Here is a 19593-nt window from a genome sequence, read left to right on the forward strand (position 1 = left end):
TTATAAACCTTTAATCAAGCAGTCAAAATAAAGTAAATATGAAGAGAAAAATGAAGTATATAGGTATGGTCAGTATCCTTTTCGTTGTACTAGGGTGTCAGCAAAAGAATGCCACTAAGGCTAAGGATGAACCTGCGATGACCATGCATATGGATAGCAACGCATTTGCAGGGAAAATAAATGATCAAGAGGTGCATTTATTTGAATTGAAAAATAAACGGGGGGTACATGCCTATTTGACCAATTTTGGAGCACGCATTGTGGGGCTTTGGGTACCGGATAAACAGGGTAATTTACGGGATGTAGTTTTAGGTTTTGCAAAGGCTACTGATTATAATAACCCTGCTGAACCGTATTTTGGAACAATCGTCGGTCCATTTGGAAATCGGATCGCAAAGGGAACGTTTCAATTGGATGGACAATCTTACCAATTACCCGTTAACAATGGTTCCAATACTTTACATGGCGGATTTAATGGTGTTCATTTTGCCAATTGGACAGTAAAATCTAAAAATGATTCATCGATCACATTTGCCTATACTTTACCAGATCGATCGGAAGGATTTCCTGGAAATATAGCGATGGAAGTAACGTACGGTCTAAATGAGGAAAATGAATTGACAATTGCTTATCAGGCACAATCGGATAAGAAAACAGTTATAAACCTCACCAATCATGCTTATTTTAACTTAAATGGAGAAGGTAGTGGATCTATATTAAACCATCAGATTAGATTATTTGCTGATGAATTTACACCCGTTGATAGCACGTTGATCCCAACTGGAAAACTGGAGAAAGTAATCGGAACACCTTTTGATTTTACCGTCAAAAAAGCGATTGGTCGAGATATTAATGCTAATGATCGTCAGCTGTTTTATGGAAAGGGGTATGATCATAATTTTGTTTTAAATAAACAAAAAGAAGGAGGCTGGTACAAAGCAGCTCAGGTTACGGGCGATCAGTCCGGCATTGTGATGGATATTTTGACCGAAGAACCAGGAATTCAATTTTACAGTGGCAATTTTATGAATGAAAAAGTCCAGTTAAAAAATGGTAAAAAAGACTCGTTCAGAACGGCATTTTGTTTAGAGCCACAACATTTTCCAGATTCTCCAAATCAATCCAATTTTCCTTCAACAGTGTTAATTCCTGGTCAAATCTATAAGACGAAATCGCTGTACCGATTTTCCGTTTATTAATGAGCGCTATTTTTTTACGAGAGAACAAGCACTTTTCCTATAAAGGAAAGTGCTTTTTCAGGTATTCATTGGAAATTTTTTTACCTGATATAACCAAATGATACAAATACGCACATTATTGAGAAGATAAGCAAGCTAAATTGCCTTGTTAAATCTTAAATTTGGATAACCAGTAATTAAACACAATAACCTGATAAGAGGTCCATTATTATTTTTCATATACCTGTATTATAAATGTGTTGAGTAGGAAGATAGAATAACTTAAAAACGAGTTCTTGGTTCCAAAATTAAACTTGTTATGATCATAAAAAAAATAGTTTTTTTAGTTTTTTTAGTATGTATTTGGATTTCGACATCCGCTCAAAAAGGATCTGTTGCAGTTGTTGAACAGTTACCTATAAACGGGGAAAGTATCAATTATATCAATAATAGACTACCACTAAAGCAAAATGTATTACTCAAAATTCCTATAGGTAATATTGTCCCCACGGGTTGGCTGGGTAAATATTTAGCATTGCAAAAAGAGGGATTGACAGGGCATTTAGGAGAGATCAGTGCCTGGTTGTCCAAGAAAAATAATGCTTGGTTGAGTCCTGATGGCAAAGGTGATTTTGGTTGGGAAGAAGTTCCTTATTGGTTAAAAGGATATGCACATCTCGGCTATATCTTAAAAGATCCTAAAATTTTGGCTGAATCTAAAATTTGGTTAGACGGCGCTATTCAAAGTCAGCGTCCCGATGGCTACTTTGGTCCCTTGATCCTGAGGAATAATAAACCCGATTTATGGGGCAATATGATCATGCTTTGGTGTCTGCAATCTTATTATGAGTACAGTCCTGATCCTCGGGTACTCGATCTGATGACTAAATATTTCAAATGGCAGATGCAACTTCCAGATAGTTTCTTTTTAAAAGATTATTGGGAGAATAGCCGTGGCGGAGACAATTTGTTGTCCGTGTATTGGTTATACAATCGCACCCAAGGAAATGAATGGTTGATGGAATTGGCTGATAAAATTCACCGCAATACGGCAAATTGGAAACAGATTAATGATTTACCCAATTGGCATAATGTGAATGTTGCACAATGTTTTCGTGAGCCAGCTACTTATTATTTAAAAAGTCAATCTCCAGATGATTTGAAAGCTACCTACGACAATTTTCATTTTGTCAGACAGGTGTTTGGGCAGGTACCTGGTGGTATGTTTGGAGCGGATGAAAATGCCCGTCCAGGTTACACAGATCCACGACAAGGAGTCGAAACATGTGGGATGGTAGAACAGATGGCTTCCAATGAAATTTTACTAGGTATCACCGGAGATCCTTTCTGGGCAGATCATGCAGAAGACGTCGCATTCAACACCTATCCTGCAGCAGTAACAGCAGATTTTAAGGCATTACGATATATTACAAGTCCCAATATGAGTATTAGCGATAGTCACAACCACGCTCCAGGGATTGATAATAGTGGGCCTTTTTTAATGATGAATCCCTTTAGTTCAAGATGTTGTCAGCATAATCATAGCCAAGGTTGGCCCTATTATGCCGAACACCTATATATGGGAACAAATGATAATGGGGTCGCAGCAGTGCTTTATGCAGCATCCAAAGCAGATGTGAAAGTCGCTAATAATCAACGTGTGCATATTCAGCAAGAAACCAATTATCCATTCGACGAGACGATCTCATTTAAAATAACAACGTCCAAGCAAGTTGAGTTTCCTTTTTATCTGCGGATTCCTGTCTGGACAAAAAATATGAAGCTTAAAATCAATGGTAGAACTACCGATATCGTCGGCAATGGAAAGTATATCAAAGTAGATCGTATGTGGAAAGATGGTGATCTGATGGAGTTGGTCTTGCCTATGGAAATCGAAGTTAAACAATGGGCTGCAAATAAAAACTCGGTCAGTATCAATCGAGGACCGTTGACCTACGCTTTGAAAATAAAAGAAAATTATATTCAGAAGGATAGTAAAGAATCGGCTATAGGGGATTCCAAATGGCAAGAGACTGCTGATCCTTCCAAATGGCCTTCTTTTGAAATACTTCCGCAGAGTGATTGGAACTTCGGGTTATTACCAGAGCAATTGACAGATTTAAAACAATTGAAAGTAGTAAAAAAAGCATGGCCAAAAGATGGATTTCCCTTTGAAGCCCATGCAGTACCCATTTCAATTCTAGTGAAAGCGAAGAAAATTCCCGAATGGAAGATTGATGCTCATGGACTGACTGCTGTGTTGCCTCTCAGTCCAGTAAGTACCGAAACAAAAATACAGGAAGTGGAATTGATTCCTATGGGAGCGGCACGATTACGGATCGCGGCTTTTCCAACTGTAAAATAGTAATATATATATAAAGATTTTAATGATTACACGTTTATTATGATGAAGAAAACCTTATTATTTGCAAGCTTATTGATGACCGTACAGATGAACTTTGCACAAGAGTGGAAACCTGCAGGTTCGCGCATTTTAACTTCTTGGGGAGAACAAGTGAATGTTCAAAAACCTCATCCCGAGTATCCAAGACCACAGCTTGTCCGATCAAACAATTGGCAAAATCTAAATGGACTTTGGAAGTATGCCATCACAGCTGTCGATGCTAAGGAAATCCCAACCCAATGGGAAGGTGATATCTTAGTACCTTTTGCAGTTGAATCAGCTTTGTCTGGTGTAGGAAAAGAAGTGGGTAAGGATAAAGCATTGTGGTATAATAATAGCATTAGTTTAGATAAAGCGGTTCAAAAAAATAAAGTCTTATTACATTTTGGTGCTGTAGATTGGCAGTGTGATGTATTTGTCAATAAGCAACTGGTCGGTAGGCATGAAGGTGGATTCGATCCCTTTACGATGGATATTTCTGCATTTCTTAAAAAAGGAACCAAACAAGATATTGCTATACGGGTATGGGATCCAACAGATGATGGTCCTCAACCACGTGGGAAACAAGTGAATCATCCCAATGGAATTTGGTACACACCAGTGACTGGGATATGGCAGACAGTGTGGTTAGAGAGTGTTCCGCAAAGTCACATTGTTAGTACCAAGCAAACTCCGCAATTGGATGAAGGGAATTTGACATTTGAGGCTTTTGTAGCCGTCAGTCAACCAGGTGACCAGATTAAGGTAAAAGCCTTAGATGGTAATCGAGTTATGCAGGAACAATCCGGTGAGCCCAACCATACGTTTACCATTGCTATTCCAAATGCTGAGCCTTGGTCTCCTTCCAATCCAAAGCTCTACGATCTAGAAGTTCAACTGCTGAGAAAAGGTAAGGTGATCGATCAGGTAAAAAGTTATTTTGCAATGCGTAAAATCTCGATGCAAAAGGATAAAGACGGTATTCAACGTCTCCTGTTAAATAATCAGTTTACATTTCAATATGGGCCATTGGATCAAGGTTGGTGGCCAGATGGCTTGCATACTGCACCTTCTGATGAAGCTTTGAAATTTGATGTCGTCAAGACTAAAGAAATGGGATTTAATATGATCCGAAAACATATAAAAGTTGAACCTGCACGTTGGTATCGTCACTGCGATAGTATTGGTATGTTGGTGTGGCAAGATATGCCAAGTGGTGATCTTGGAGGTAATAACTGGGATATGCAACCGGGGAAAATTTCAGGAGGTGATCGTGACAAAACCCGATCAGCAATATCAGAACAATATTATCGCAAAGAATGGAAAGCAATTATGGAAGTGTTACATAATTTTCCAAGCATCGTCATTTGGGTACCTTTCAATGAAGCATGGGGGCAATTTAAGACGAAGGAAATTACTGAATGGACCATTGCAAATGACCCCTCTCGTTTGGTAAACAGTGCTAGTGGTGGTAATTTCATGGAAACGGGACATATGCTCGACATCCATAATTATCCTGATGCCGCCATGCCCGACCCGTCTTTATTTGGAGCCAACCAAGTATTGGCATTAGGAGAATTTGGCGGCTTAGGTTTACCTATAGAAGGTCATTCTTGGCAGCAAAAGGACAATTGGGGGTATCAAAGTTTTAAAAACAAAACAGAGTTATTAGACCGGTATAAAAGACTCATCCATGATTTAAACCGCTTAATTCCAATGGGACTATCAGCTGCCGTTTATACACAGACCACAGATGTAGAAGTGGAAACAAATGGACTCATGACCTATGATCGGAAAGTAATGAAAATGCCTGAAAGTGAACTGAAGGCAATTCATAAGCCGCTGTATGATTTTTTAATTAAACGTTAGTGTAATAGTCCAACTCACTTGAATATTATTGGGTAAAGGATGCCCATTTAAGCGCTGGGATTTAAAAGCTACAGCTGTCTTATGTGGTTACTTCATCAAAATATAAGTAGACAAGGAAAAAAAGTAAAACAGATTTAGATAGGTTGGTTTGTAGGGCCTTGCGCATACCTGTATGTAGCAAGGTCCTTTTTTATGACCATACACGGATCATCTAAGGACATCAAATTAATCGGGGATCACATGAATCAAACAAATTTTATCGGACGTTGTTTAGTCATCATTTTTATCGTTTATTTTTCGATTGCATGCAGTAGCCTAGGTTACAGGGAACGAAATTTAAGAGATAGCGAGATTACGAACAAGGGTGGTGCGACATATATGAATCCAGTATTTGAGCCGATACTCGCAGATCCAACTGTGATTAAAGATCCTGAGACGCCTTATTTCTATGCATATGGCACTGCAGATAATTGGGGAGATCAACGCGGAGAACGTCTCGTATCTATACTACAATCCAAAGATCTAGTTCATTGGAAATGGATAGGTACGGCTTTTCAAAAGAAACCATCTTGGAAAGCTTCGGGAGGAATCTGGGCTCCTGATGTTGTCAAGGTAAAAAACAAATACTTACTTTACTATGCCTTTTCCACTTGGGGAGACCCCAATCCAGGAATCGGTGTTGCGGTTGCAGATCGGCCTGTTGGTCCATTCTTAGATCAGGGTAAATTATTTGATAGTCAAGAGATTCAGGTTCCCAATTCTATAGATCCACATTTCTTTGTCGATAAGGGGATTAATTATCTTTTCTGGGGAAGTTTTAGCGATGCCCATACGCAAGGCACGTATGGAATTCCACTTACACAAGACGGACTACATGTTTCTGATTTACAGCAAAAGTTTAAGGTAGCTGCTGGAGATTTTGAAGCTGTTATGATTCACAAACGAAAAGGGTATTACTATTTCTTTGGTTCAAAAGGTTCTTGTTGTGAAGGGGCTAAGAGCACTTATCATATGATGGTGGGGCGTTCAAAAAAATTGCAAGGCCCTTATTATGACAAAGAGGGCCGAGATTTGAAAATTAGGGGTGCCGGCACACTATTGCTTCAAGGTAATGACCACTTTGTGGGCACAGGGCACAATTCAAGAATCATCACAGATGACAACGGTATAGACTGGATGCTATACCATGGTATAGATCCCAAGCAAAGTAGAGTCTCTTCAGGTGGTAATAGACGAGTTCTACTATTAGATCAGATTAAGTGGAGCGCAGGTTGGCCAGTAGTGGAAAATCAAACCAGTAGCCATATGACCAATGCAGCACCTTTTTTTAAATCGATATTATAATCGGTATGAACCAACATGATCGATGACCCCTTCGTCGATATTTTCAAAAGCAACAAGCTCATGTAAATGGTTGATGTGCTCAAAACAGATGAATGAAACGCCTGTTTTGGTTATGTTCAATTAAATGAAGCTGTGGCTTTCGTCTATTACAACTAGATAAATTAATCATCTGCAATTCCACGATCCATTTCCTTATTTCTATAATAGGGAAATGGATTTTTATTTTAAACAGAGTTTCATTTATCATGGATAGGTATGATACTAATAAGCAGACTATTGAGATAAATTGATAGTATCAATTTTATTACATTGATTATTTTTGATTAATCAATTATAGAATTAAACCTTCTGAAATACATTTAGAGATTTATTTATGCCGTATGCTATTTGTCATGAGCAAGAAGCAACTTTTATAGATTTATATGCTGCTTTTTTGAACGCAGGTATATGCTGTAAAAAGCAGTGAATCCATGAACTGATGTGATTTTGAGAAGGCTAATTTTTGAAAGGAAATTATAAAAATAACAGATATAAATCGTCGATTGAAGCCGTTATCAGGTCTTTTTTTTAACATGATAAGCTAATACCATTTAGCTTTAATAGTATTAACCAATTATGCAGATATCAATTTTAAACGCCTCTTGGATAAGAGCTTTGTCGATACGGTCATACGTTCGTCTCAAAGATGATGAAAGAAAATTGTTCATGACACCGCCTTAATATCAGCTGGTCATCCAATAGTGAGTATAAATTTCATTTTTATGAAAGATTTATTCACTCATCAGATCATACGAGGATAAGTTTTTATCATCGATCATTGGGTTTTTAGGAATAAAGCATAACTATTTGACCATTCCTCAAAACTCGAGCATAAATTTTAACCAAATTATATTTTATGATAACTAACCAATTTATTAAAAGCAATAGGTGGTTCCTAAGCAGCATGCTATGGGCATTTATTGTACTTAGTTTTGGATTAGGGGGCTGTAAGGATGACAGTAAGAATGTCATCGAGACCATACCCTTTGATCCTTCTAAACCTGTCGTCGTATCCGATTTTAGTCCTAAATCGGGAGGTATGGGACAACGCCTTATTATCTATGGGCAAAATTTTGGGAATGACCCCACGAATGTACACGTACTTATTGGTGGAAAGCAGGCAAAGGTAATAAGTGTACTCGGGGAGTCACTCTACTGCTTAGTTCCAAGACAAGCGTTTAATGGTGACATTGAAGTGCGGGTGGGAGATCCAGCTCAACAAGCTGTGGGGAAATCAGCAAAACCTTTTGACTATCAACGTAAAATGGTTGTGTCGACCATTATTGGATACCGAAACTCACGGGGTGATGAACCTTGGAGGGACGGGAAATTTAAAGATGCCGACCAAAGTAAAATGGCCAGTGGATTTTGGGAACCTTCTTTTATGAAATTTGATCCCGTCAATCCCAAGCATCTCTGGATGACATTTGACAATAATAATGGACTTTATTTGATCAATTTTGCGGATAGTACCGTAACCAAAAAACGTTCAGATTTTGACCGTCCTCGTAGTATAGATTTTACTATTGATCATAAATATATGATTATAGCAGAAGACCGCGGTGGAGAAAATGACCGGGCGACTTACAGATTATCGCGTGATCGACAATGGCAAGATAGAGAAGTGCTGACCACCTATCGGCAGTGTAATGGAGCCTCTGTTCATCCCGTTAATGGAGAAATGTACTTCAATAGCTACGAGAAGGGACAATTTTTTCGCTTTGATCTCAATAAATATTTTAATCAAGGGCTTGGTGTTAAGGATTTTGAACAATTGTTTGTCGTTCACGATCCGCAATGGGAATATAAGATTTTGATCCATCCTACAGGAAACTACGCATACATTGTCGTCATTAACCAGCACTATATCCTTCGTGTGGATTACAATTGGGAAAAGAAACAATTCAATCAACCGTACTTGGTTTGTGGTCAACTTAGAGGAGCTGGTTATGAAGATGCAGTAGGTTCTTCTGCCAGACTGAGAAATCCTTATCAGGGTGTATTTGTGAAAAATCCAAAATATGTCGCTGATGGTAAGACCGATGAATATGATTTCTATTTTACAGATCAACAGAATCATGCTATCCGTATCCTGAAGCCCGATGGGAGTGTGACCACTTTTGCAGGACGAGGTAGCTCCAGTATAAATGCGAATCCTTATGGTTACGTAGATGGAGATCTGAGGCAGGAGGCACGTTTTGACAGACCTTCCGGTATCGCTTATAATGAGGCCGAAGGTGCATTTTACATTGGAGATCAATCGAATCGCCGAATCCGTAAAATAGCACTTGAAGAAATGGATCAAAGTATTAACGAATAATCAGTGGTTTTCATAATGAAAAAATTCTTAATAATAGCGATGTTACTGCTTGGCTTCACCTATAGTGTGTTGGCTCAAGAGATTGTCGAAGTAACCGGTGTCGTCACTGATGCCCAAAAACAACCCTTAGTAGGGGTTAGTATTTTTGTAACCGATTCACCGGGATTAGGTACGGTTACAGATAGCAATGGTCGGTATAAAATCAAAGTAGAACGATATAAACGATTGACATTTTCTTATATCGGATATATCAAACAAGAAGTGCTGATCAAAGATGTTTTTGCTATTAATATAGCACTTGAAAAATCTGAAATGAGCGTGCTTGATGAAGTCGTGATCACAGGAACAGGTGCTCAAAAACAATTGACATCGACAGGAGCTGTGAGTAGTGTAAATGTCGATAACCTCAAATCCAACCCGACGTCGAGCTTATCCAATGCATTAGCAGGAAATGTACCAGGAGTGATGGCTATGATGCAATCTGGACAACCTGGAAAAAATATTTCCGAATTCTGGATTCGTGGTATTTCAACGTTTGGAGGTGGCACAGGTGCCTTGGTCTTAGTCGATAATATCGAGCGTAATATCAACGATATCAATATTGAAGATATTGAGTCCTTCTCTGTATTGAAAGATGCTGCTGTAACAGCAATTTATGGTTCTAGAGGAGCAAATGGAGTTATTCTCATCACGACTAAGCGGGGTAAAGAGGGGAAAATCAATATCAATTTTAAAGATGAAACGATTTATAATACCCGTACAATCACTCCTCAATTTGAAGATGGTGTTACCTACGCTAATCTCTTAAATGAATCGCGTATTACCCGTAATCAGGCACCAATCTATCAACCTGAGGAATTAGAAATTTTGAGATTAGGATTGGATCCAGATTTATATCCTAATGTAGATTGGCAAGATCTGTTGCTCAAAGATGGTGCAATGACTTACAGAGCCAATCTCAATATGAGTGGTGGTGGACCTACAGCGCGCTATTTTGCATCTGGTAGTTATGTTGATGAAGGTGGGATGTATAAGATCGATGAAACATTGCGTAATGATTATAACACCAATGCCAATTACAAACGTTGGAATTACCGTTTGAATACCGATTTTAATATCACTAAAACAACGGTCGCTAAAGTTGGTGTTGCAGGATCCTTGGACAAACGAAACAGTCCGGGAATGGGTGATGATGATTTTTGGGGCGTACTGTTTGGATATTCGCCCATCCGTACACCAGTTATGTACTCGAATGGTTATGTACCTGCGATCGGTACAGGTAATCAAACTAATCCTTGGGTAGTTGCCACGCAGACGGGTTTTAATGAAAACTGGACCAATAGTATCCAGACCAACGTTTCCATCGAGCAGAATTTTGATTTTATTACCAAAGGACTTCGGGCCAGAGGGATTGTCGGATTTGACACCAACAATAAAAGTAATATATCTCGCCGTAAATGGCCTGAGCAGTGGCGTGCCGAGCGTGCGCGCGATGAAAATGGGAACCTCATTTTTACGCATGTGTCCAATCCCAGCGAAATGTTTCAAATGAGTAGTGCAGAAGGTGAAAGACGTGAATTTCTGGATTTAATGTTCAATTATGACCGAAGTTTTGGCCACCATAATATCGGGGGGGTCATCCGGTTTACACGTGACGCTCTGGTAAATACCGTAAACATCGGGGGTGATATTAAAAATGGAATTTCTAGACGCAATCAAGCGCTCGCAGGAAGGGTGACCTACAACTGGAAAAATAGATACATTACTGACTTCAATTTTGGTTACACCGGTTCAGAAAATTTCGCTATAGGACAGCAGTATGGTTTTTTTCCAGCAGTTTCTGCTGCCTGGAATGTATCAGAAGAACCCTTCATCAAGGAAAACTTGGATTGGGTGAACATGTTTAAGATCCGTTATTCGTGGGGTCGTGTCGGCAATGATCAACTGAGAGTTAATGGCAATCAGGAGCGCTTCCCTTATTTATATACTGTCGAAGAAATCTGGCGCAGGAATAGTGATGGAAGTTTTGCTTTAGATGGTTCAGGCAATAGGATACCGGATGGGGGGTACCAATGGGCCGACTATGGGTTCAATAGGTACTATCAAGGAATGAAATATGCGCAAGTAGCCTCTCCCTATGTGACATGGGAAATGGCAACAAAACAAAATCTAGGATTCGATATCTCGCTATTTAAAGATAAGATTATTGCTAACCTTGATTTCTTCGATGAAGAGCGTACAGGGATCTATATGGAACGCAGATTTTTACCTGCGATCGTTGGACTAGAGAGTACACCTCGGGCCAATGTAGGTGCGGTGCAGTCACGAGGATTCGACGGAAGATTTGAGTATAAGCAGACTCTTGGAGCATTCCATATTACCGCAAGAAGTAACATCACCTATAGTAAGAATATCATTTTAGAAAGAGATGAGGAGAACAATGTGTATGGTTATCAGAATGAACGCGGTTTTCGTGTCGATCAAGCTAAAGGATTAGTGGCTTTAGGCCTCTTCAAGGATTATGATGATATCCGTAACAGTCCGACCCAAACTTTCGGAAATTATCAACCGGGAGATTTGAAATATAAAGATATCAATGGTGATGGAGTAATTGATGATGGTGATCGTGTTCCAATTGGCGCGACCAGAAGACCAAATTTAATTTATGGTGTCGGTGCTTCGGTCAGTTGGAAATCGATTGATCTCAATGTGCATTTTCAAGGAGCAGGAAAATCTACTTTTTCCACTTATGGCAAAACGGTACATGCATTTAGTGAAGGCGAGTGGGGTCAAGTCATGAAAGGTGTGATGGGCGATAACCGTTGGATTTCTGCAGATATCTCAGGAGATCCTGCTACTGAAAATCCCAATGCTTCTTATCCTCGGTTAAGTTATGGTCAAAACCCAAATAACTTTAGAGAGTCTACTTATTGGCTTAGAAACGGTCAATACCTTCGTCTCAAAACGTTGGATATCGGTTACTCCATACCCAAGTCATTGGCTAATCGGATCAAGACCAATAACATCCGTATTTTCCTTGTTGGAAGCAATTTGCTGACTTGGTCAAAATTTAAGCTTTGGGATCCTGAACTTGCCAGCCCTAGAGGTGAAGACTATCCATTGCCTAAATCATTTACGTTAGGCATAAATGTTAATCTATAAATTGAAGAGAAATGCAAAAGAAGATATATTCCATGCTATTATTTGTGCTATGTACAAGTTTTATTTCCTCCTGTAAAAAAAATTACCTCGAATCTGACCAATACTTTAAGGACCGGATTACGATTGAAAAAGTCTTTAAAAGTAAAGTTTATACAGAAGAATGGCTAGCACATGTTTTTGAGGAATTAAAAGGGGAAAATGTTGATGTAGCCAGTAAAGGGCTTACTCCGCATAATTTTGCCGATGATATGTATTATGGTGATCGGGACCGGGATTTTGATCCTTCAAAGACCGAACTATCTTACAACATGTTCAAAATGGGGCTTTATACTGAAAATGATAAACAAAGCAGCTGGACCCAGTCTTATCGGGGCATTCGCAATGCTACGACCTTTATTCATAATGTGTATATGAATACCGAAATGACCCCGGATGAGATCGAAGATTATCGAGGGCAAGCTCGTTTTGGTAGAGCTTATCTGTACTGGTTACTCTTGCGTAAATATGGTCCGATTCCATTATTACCTGATGAAGGAATCGATTATACCAAAAGTTATGATGACATTGCTACAGCGCGTAATACCTACGAGGAATGTGCCACCTTTATTGCAGATGAACTATTACTAGCTGCTAAAGAAATGGAAAAGCTGGGGATGAACCGGGGGCAAGATGGCTCTGCGCGTCCGAGTTGTGGGGCAGCTTTGGCTACGCGTGCCAAAGTCTTACTCTATGCTGCAAGTCCGCTAGCGAATGGAAACACATCCAGTTTTGCGGCAAGATTAATTGATGATGCTGGCAGAAAATTACTTTCACCCGACTACCAAGAAGAGAAATGGGCAAAGGCTGCTGCTGCGGCAAGAGATGTGATTGAACTAGGCGTATATAGACTATATTGGGTTCCAATACAAGAAACAGGTGATGAAGCGACTGTTGTGCCTCCTAAAGACAATAATTTTTCAGGAAAGAATTGGCCAGAAGGTTGGGCAAATATCGATCCTGCCAAGTCCTATGCACAAGTGTTTGACGGGACATTGCAAGCCTCAGGAAATCCGGAACTTATTTTTACAAGAGGTAACAATCAAGATGGTGAGAGTATCGCTGCTATGGTCATCCATCAGTTGCCTCGTTCTGCAACGGGATGGAATACGCATGGGCTTACTCAAAAGCTTGTCGACGCCTATTATATGAATGATGGGAAAGACGCTCCCGGTAAAGATAGCGAGATCGGACGCGGTAATGGATCAAACCGTTTAAGCGGTTATGTATCTGCTGACGATTATAAATTAGGGAAATATAAGCCCTTGAGAGAAGGTGTTTCTTTACAGTATGCAAATAGAGAACCTCGTTTTTATGCTTCTGTTGCTTATAATGGTAGCTTCTGGACCTTACTCAATGAAACCTTGGAACGGAACCGCAATCAGCAAGTGTTTTATTATCGTGATGATAACAAAGGCAATGGCTTCAATTCTTCCAATGCGTATTGGCTACGTACAGGTTTTGGAGTGAAAAAATTTGTTCATCCTAGTGATACCTACGAAGGTGGAAGTGCAGCCCGTGTCATTTCAAAAGCAGAACCGGCCATTCGTTACGCAGATATTTTGTTGGGTTATGCTGAGGCGTTAAATGAACTCAGTGGTTCCTACAATATTCCATCATGGCGAGGTGCAACTTATGCGATCAGTCGGGATATTAACCAGATGCAGCGCGGTATTCATCCGGTTCGAATCCGCGGTGGTGTACCCGACTATCCCGCGCAGGTGTATAGTAGCAAAGTGGAGTTAAGAAAGACATTAAAGCGAGAACGTTTTATCGAACTGATGGGAGAGGGACAGCGTTACTATGACCTACGTCGTTGGATGGATGCACCTACAGAGGAGGCTTTGCCAGTTTATGGCTGTAACATTCTGATGAATGCTCAGGAGAGAGATCTCTTTCATAGACCAGTAGCTGTATGGACACTTAAAACAACCTTTGCTGATAAAATGTGGTTTTGGCCGATCAGTCATAGCGAACTTAAACGCAATAAGCGATTGACACAAAACCCAGGGTGGACTTACAACGATTAAATATAGGTGATTCAAAGTTGCGTGAGCTAATTGTTATAAAATAGTTATGAATGTGGTGAAATTAGCTTACGTATATTCTAAAATCGTAAATAATAACATACTCAAGTGAAATGTTTTTAAAAGGTAAGAGTTGCACTAAACTCCTATATACACTTTAGAACCTGCACTTATAAAAATAAATTGTCCAATGAAAAAAATAGATATACAAGTATTGCTACTCTCCTTGCTGCTCGTATTTAGCGGTTGCAATGATGAATGGAAAGATGAGCAATTTGAAAACCTGGTTTCATTTAAGGCTCCTTTGACAAGTGAAGGTGTTTCTAATATCTACGTTCGTTATAAAGGAGATCAGAAAACGACTTTCATGTTACCCATGATCGTTAGCGGATCGACTATAAATGATAAAAATATAACCGTTCAAATTCGTGTCGATACCGATACATTGAAGGTGTTAAATTATGAACGCTTTCAAAATAGAGCGGATTTTTATTACCGCGAGCTCACCAGTCAATACTTTTCCATGAATCCGTCAGTTAATATCAAATCTGGAGAAAGCACGGCATTAATGCCAATCGATTTTACGCTCAAAAATATTGATATGGTCGATAAGTGGGTACTCCCTTTAACGATCTTAGACGATGCTTCCAATGGATACAAGGCTAATCCACGAAAACATTATCGAAAAGCACTATTGCGGATCTATCCTTTTAATAATTACTCAGGAACCTATAGTGGTACTGCCTTGAAAACAAATATGGAGGGATATGAAAATGAAACTCCGATTGTTAAAAGTGAGATCCGGAGCTATGTGGTTGATGAAAATACGATTTTCTTTTATGCAGGAAATATAGATGAGGAACGACAAGATCGTGGTAAATATAAAATTTATGCAACTTTTAATGAAACTGGTGGGGTCAGCTTTCGTGCTGATAATCCCAATATCAATTTTAAAGTGAATAAAGATGCTAGCTATACGATTTCAGAACAGAAGGATGCGGTACGCCCTTATCTGTTGCATCGCTACATCGCCATCAATAATATTGACTATCAATTTACCGATTATACAATGGTTCCAAATGTTGATATTAAATATAAAGTAACGGGTTCATTGATTTTACAGCGCCGATTGAATACAGAGATTCCTGACGAAGATCAGTCAATCGAATGGTAAAAAAAGACCAGAGGGGTCAAGAGAAAAAAGATTTTGGTGATTTAGTTTGTAGGGAATGCGGAGTGTAAAAGCTTCGCATTTTTTGTTTCAGGTTCGTGATCAGTTCTGATAGGAGCCTATAGATTTCACCAGGCTACCACTTGACTAGATCTGAATAGTAGTGGCCTGGTGAAAATGGAATGGATTTTTTAATCAAAAACATGAAGTTTTCAAACATGTGCTTAAAACTTGCTCGATTATGCGCTATCGATTCAGGATCGGTTCGTTTGTCTGAGCTAAGCGCTGTGAACCATTATTGGCAGGACATGAAATATCATCTGTAGCATCATAGATTAATGTTTGACCTTCTTTTATTAATCCTTCAGGCACATAAATTTGAATACGTGTTATACTATACCCACTAGGGAAATACCGAATATAATAACCATCAGGATGTAATGTCCAAATTCCACTTGGCGTATCTGTCCGTAGGGGAGCCATGCCCGCCAAAATTGCATACTGCTCAAATTCTTCATAAGAATAATTGCCGGATGATACCAGGTTTCGGATGTTATTTTCCGCTTCAAAGACTGCGCGTAGTGATGCTGGTAATTGTTCTTTTGCAGCTTGCATGGCATCAAAAGGTAAAATACCCAATGCACCTCCTTCCAATTGTAATAATTGCTTTGGCGTGAGCAAGATTAAAGCTGTTTCTTTGACAGATCCTGCGTAGTCAATAAATTTAGTTCGTGCAATGATAGTCCATAAAAGCATTTGGATATCACTTTGTTCAACTTCAGGATGTTGTTCTGCACTTTTGAGTATAGCCACGACTACATCTCTTTTTTTACCTAATGTAGGAGCATACATGTAACCATCACCCGATGATGGGGCATGCGTACCAGCTTTCAGACAATAACTTTTATTGGTCATCTCATAATGACCTGCCTGTAGGATAAAACCATCTTTTCCATTACGTGATAATTCATGTAAAGGTTTATAGATCGCATCTTGTTCAAATTCTGGCATTTGTTCTCCCTTGCGGTCTACATCGTCAAAATTTGTCGTAATGGCTTCCGGTTCCTTTAATAGTTTATCCAAACCTAAAACTTGCGCTCCTTTACTAGTTGCTGCTTTACTTACTTTATTGAGTAAGCCACCAAATTGTGCTGAGACAGCATGTGTGCTGAGCATTAAACAACATGAAACTGATATTTTTAATACAGTTTTCAGAATTTTCATAACGATTATATTTTAGTTAGGTTTATTTTTTAGTAAAGTATTCTTTAGGAATATGAAGATCGTAGCATTTTAAATAATAAAAAAGATTTCTACAAAGCGAAATCAATATCGCAATTAAAAGTTTTCAATACATATATCAATAATAATAGCTATAAATCTAGTTATATTTTTTTATGAAATAAAAAAATCCTTCCAATAATTGCCTGTCATACTATCCATTATCAGCGTAGAAAAGGGAATAGAATACGAAGACTATTTTAATAATCTGAAAAATATTTCTTAGTTTTATTTGGTTCGATTTCGAATCTTACATATCCATACTTAAGTCGTGTTATCTAAATACCCTCACATGAAAAGAATATTGTCATCCTATTATTTTATTATTTTTTTAGGTTTCTTTTTTTTATCACTAATTAGTGAGGCAAGGGGGCAGGATAGCATTCCTACCAAACGAGATACGGTAAAGGCAGACTTTGTCTCTCGAATGGAAAGTTTTTTTCAAGAATCATCGAAAAAAAGTTTGATTGATTTGGAACAAGATCGAGCGACTATTAGACAAAATAAAGTATTTGAAGAAATCAAAATTCTCTCCAGACAGGCAGGTGCTTTTTTAAAAAAAGGATTTGATACTGTGGCATTAAAAGTTGAAATAGATCAGGTTACTAAATGGCATCAGCTCGCTCAAGATGGTGTTTTTGAAAATAAGGGTTCTTCACAAACTTCTAGAAACTTGAGCACTACTTACAATATTTTGAATGCACTCCAAGTCGAGGTAAAAGTGTATAAGAACAATTTAGATAATTATCAGTCCAAGCTGGTTAATTATCGATTACAGATTGACTCCCTATCCGATGATAAATCACTATTTGTTTTATCACGAGACTCATCGGATTTAAGGCAATATTTAAACAGATTGATGATACTAGCAAAGGAAATATCGCCTGTTATCGATAAGTTGAGTCAAAATATTAATGGAATACAGATCATGCAAAATCGCGTTAATTTGGAACTTCTGAAGTTAGAAACAGATATGGATGAAATCCGATATTACCAACAACAGATTTCCAATAGAAATTTTGCTAAAGAGTTTGCCGCACTTTGGGAAGAAAGTAACTATGACCGCCCCTTACAGGAAGTCCTTTATTTTTCGATGGTTAAAACAAAACTTCTGATCACATATTATATAAAGGCGCATTGGGGTAAAATGATTATTTTATTGATCACTATTGGAATTGTTGTATCCTACTTACTTGCTTTAAAGAGCGAAATAAAAAGAGAACTGATCAATGAATATGATAAAAGTCTACTTTTAAATGCTCCTGTTTTTTCAGGTATTGCTATAGCATTAGGGGTAGGACAATTTTTGTTTCTAGTCCACCATTTGTTTTTTCAACGATTATCTTGTTTATAATAGGGGTATTGATTTCCTTTATTTTTAGAAAATATATCACAAAATATTGGCTGGGTATCTGGTTGACCATATTTACCTTGTATACATTAGCTGCTGTCGATAATCTTATTTTGCAGGCATCGCGTCCTGAAAGATGGGTGATGATTTTCCTATCAACAGCAAGCGCTCTTGTTGGATTGTTTGCATTATTAAACAGAAATCAGCATCATAAACTTCAGGAGCAGTGGATTCTTTTTCCGATCTGCTTGATGACTTTTATGGAAATTACATCGATCGGTCTCAACTTATTTGGTCGTCTCAATGTGGCTAAATTGTTGATGGTTAGTGGATTAATAAATGTTGTGGTAGCCATTGTTTTTCTATGGGTGATACGTTTGGTGAACGAAGGATTAACCTATGTTTCCATGATCTATACCAAACAAGAAAGGAGGTTTTTATATATTAATTACAATAGAGTAGGGAAGCGAGCTCCTGTATTTTTTTATATAACCTTGATCGCCGGATGGTTTATCTTGGTAGGGCGAAACTTTTACGAATTTAGATTGCTCGCGGAACCACTTAACGAATTATTTTTCAACGAGCATCAATTAGGTACGTATACATTTTCGGTTTATAATATCCTCGTATTTTTTTAATTATGTTTGGAGCGACTATGCTTTCCAAAGTGGTTTCATTTTTTGCTTCTGATCCACAATGGCGCAATCATGATGAGAAGAAAGATACTAGCTTTCATATCGGGAGTTGGATTCTTCTTATTCGAATAAGCATTATCGTATTGGGACTGTTTCTGGCTTTTGCCGCAGTAGGTATACCTGTACAGCAAATTACGTTGATTATTGGCGCTTTAGGAGTCGGTATTGGGTTTGGACTGCAGACTTTAGTAAATAATCTGGTTAGTGGCTTAATTATAGCATTTGAAAAACCTGTTAACGTGGATGACATGATCGAAATCGGAGGCCAGTCGGGTAAGGTCAAGTCGATCGGGTTTAGAAGCAGTGTTATTTCGACGGCAGACGGTGCAGACCTCATCATGCCAAATGGTGACTTATTAAATTCTCATGTGATCAACTGGACATTGGGAGGTATGAAGAAGCGTGTTCATTTACGGGTGGAAGTGCAATATGGAACAGATTTGGAACAGGTTAAGACGTTATTATTAGATAGTATGGTTCTAGATGATCAGATCTTAAAAAACCCTGAGCCAGTCATACAGTTTGGAGAAGTTTCTGCCCAATTTGTTGCTTTAGAAATCTATTTTTGGGTGAGAACAATAAAAGATTCGGGACAGGTAAAAAGTAATTTAATCGTTGTTATCAACAAAATTTTCCAAGAAAATGATATTCATTTGGCGGTTCCTACACAAGATATTTATTTGAAAAACCCTTAATTATTTCGTATAAAAAATGGAATATGGGAATGAACTTCACTG

Annotated in this window: 12 protein-coding genes; 11 read left to right on the forward strand and 1 reads right to left on the reverse strand. The window is 38.4% G+C overall.

Going from position 1 to position 19593, the window contains the following annotated elements; all coding sequences use genetic code 11:
* Positions 1 to 38: 38 nt before the first annotated feature.
* The 8 genes from C8N37_RS10880 (at position 39) to C8N37_RS10915 (ending at position 15532) form a co-directional block, all read left to right on the forward strand.
* Complete coding sequence (locus tag C8N37_RS10880) at positions 39 to 1199, forward strand: aldose epimerase family protein (RefSeq protein WP_108158911.1); 1161 nt, start codon at positions 39 to 41, stop codon at positions 1197 to 1199.
* A gap of 298 nt (positions 1200 to 1497) precedes the next feature.
* Complete coding sequence (locus C8N37_RS10885; RefSeq protein WP_108158912.1) at positions 1498 to 3543, forward strand: beta-L-arabinofuranosidase domain-containing protein; 2046 nt, start codon at positions 1498 to 1500, stop codon at positions 3541 to 3543.
* Between the two features lie 39 nt (positions 3544 to 3582).
* On the forward strand, positions 3583 to 5430 hold the full coding sequence (locus C8N37_RS10890) for a glycoside hydrolase family 2 protein (protein WP_307724952.1): 1848 nt from the start codon (positions 3583 to 3585) through the stop codon (positions 5428 to 5430).
* 240 nt (positions 5431 to 5670) lie between these two features.
* Positions 5671 to 6774: a family 43 glycosylhydrolase gene (locus tag C8N37_RS10895; RefSeq protein ID WP_108159078.1), complete on the forward strand. Its 1104-nt coding sequence runs from the start codon at positions 5671 to 5673 to the stop codon at positions 6772 to 6774.
* Between the two features lie 895 nt (positions 6775 to 7669).
* Entirely contained in the window at positions 7670 to 9133 is a 1464-nt protein-coding gene (locus C8N37_RS10900; RefSeq protein WP_211322234.1) for an IPT/TIG domain-containing protein, read from the forward strand.
* A 15-nt stretch (positions 9134 to 9148) separates the two neighbouring features.
* On the forward strand, positions 9149 to 12295 hold the full coding sequence (locus tag C8N37_RS10905; RefSeq protein ID WP_108158915.1) for a SusC/RagA family TonB-linked outer membrane protein: 3147 nt from the start codon (positions 9149 to 9151) through the stop codon (positions 12293 to 12295).
* An 11-nt stretch (positions 12296 to 12306) separates the two neighbouring features.
* Entirely contained in the window at positions 12307 to 14361 is a 2055-nt protein-coding gene (locus C8N37_RS10910; protein ID WP_108158916.1) for a RagB/SusD family nutrient uptake outer membrane protein, read from the forward strand.
* A 187-nt stretch (positions 14362 to 14548) separates the two neighbouring features.
* Positions 14549 to 15532, forward strand: coding sequence for a DUF4973 domain-containing protein (locus C8N37_RS10915; RefSeq protein ID WP_108158917.1), 984 nt, complete (start codon positions 14549 to 14551; stop codon positions 15530 to 15532).
* Positions 15533 to 15775: 243 nt separating this feature from the next.
* Here the strand turns inward: C8N37_RS10915 and C8N37_RS10920 are convergent, their stop codons facing one another.
* Positions 15776 to 16753 (reverse strand): hypothetical protein, encoded by a 978-nt coding sequence (locus C8N37_RS10920; protein WP_146171059.1) that lies wholly within the window; start codon positions 16751 to 16753, stop codon positions 15776 to 15778.
* 349 nt (positions 16754 to 17102) lie between these two features.
* Between C8N37_RS10920 and C8N37_RS10925 the strand changes: the two genes are divergently transcribed.
* The 3 genes from C8N37_RS10925 to C8N37_RS10935 are packed head-to-tail and all read left to right on the forward strand — an operon-like array spanning position 17103 to position 19551.
* Positions 17103 to 18164: a hypothetical protein gene (locus C8N37_RS10925; protein WP_146171060.1), complete on the forward strand. Its 1062-nt coding sequence runs from the start codon at positions 17103 to 17105 to the stop codon at positions 18162 to 18164.
* Positions 18155 to 18799 (forward strand): hypothetical protein, encoded by a 645-nt coding sequence (locus C8N37_RS10930; protein ID WP_108158920.1) that lies wholly within the window; start codon positions 18155 to 18157, stop codon positions 18797 to 18799. Before C8N37_RS10925 ends, C8N37_RS10930 begins: the two co-directional genes overlap by 10 nt.
* 2 nt (positions 18800 to 18801) lie before the next feature.
* Positions 18802 to 19551 carry a mechanosensitive ion channel family protein gene (locus C8N37_RS10935; protein ID WP_108158921.1) on the forward strand — a complete coding sequence of 250 codons (750 nt, stop codon included), beginning with the start codon at positions 18802 to 18804 and terminating at the stop codon, positions 19549 to 19551.
* Positions 19552 to 19593: the final 42 nt, after the last annotated feature.

The sequence above is a fragment of the Sphingobacterium faecium genome, from assembly GCF_003054045.1.
GTDB lineage: Bacteria > Bacteroidota > Bacteroidia > Sphingobacteriales > Sphingobacteriaceae > Sphingobacterium > Sphingobacterium faecium.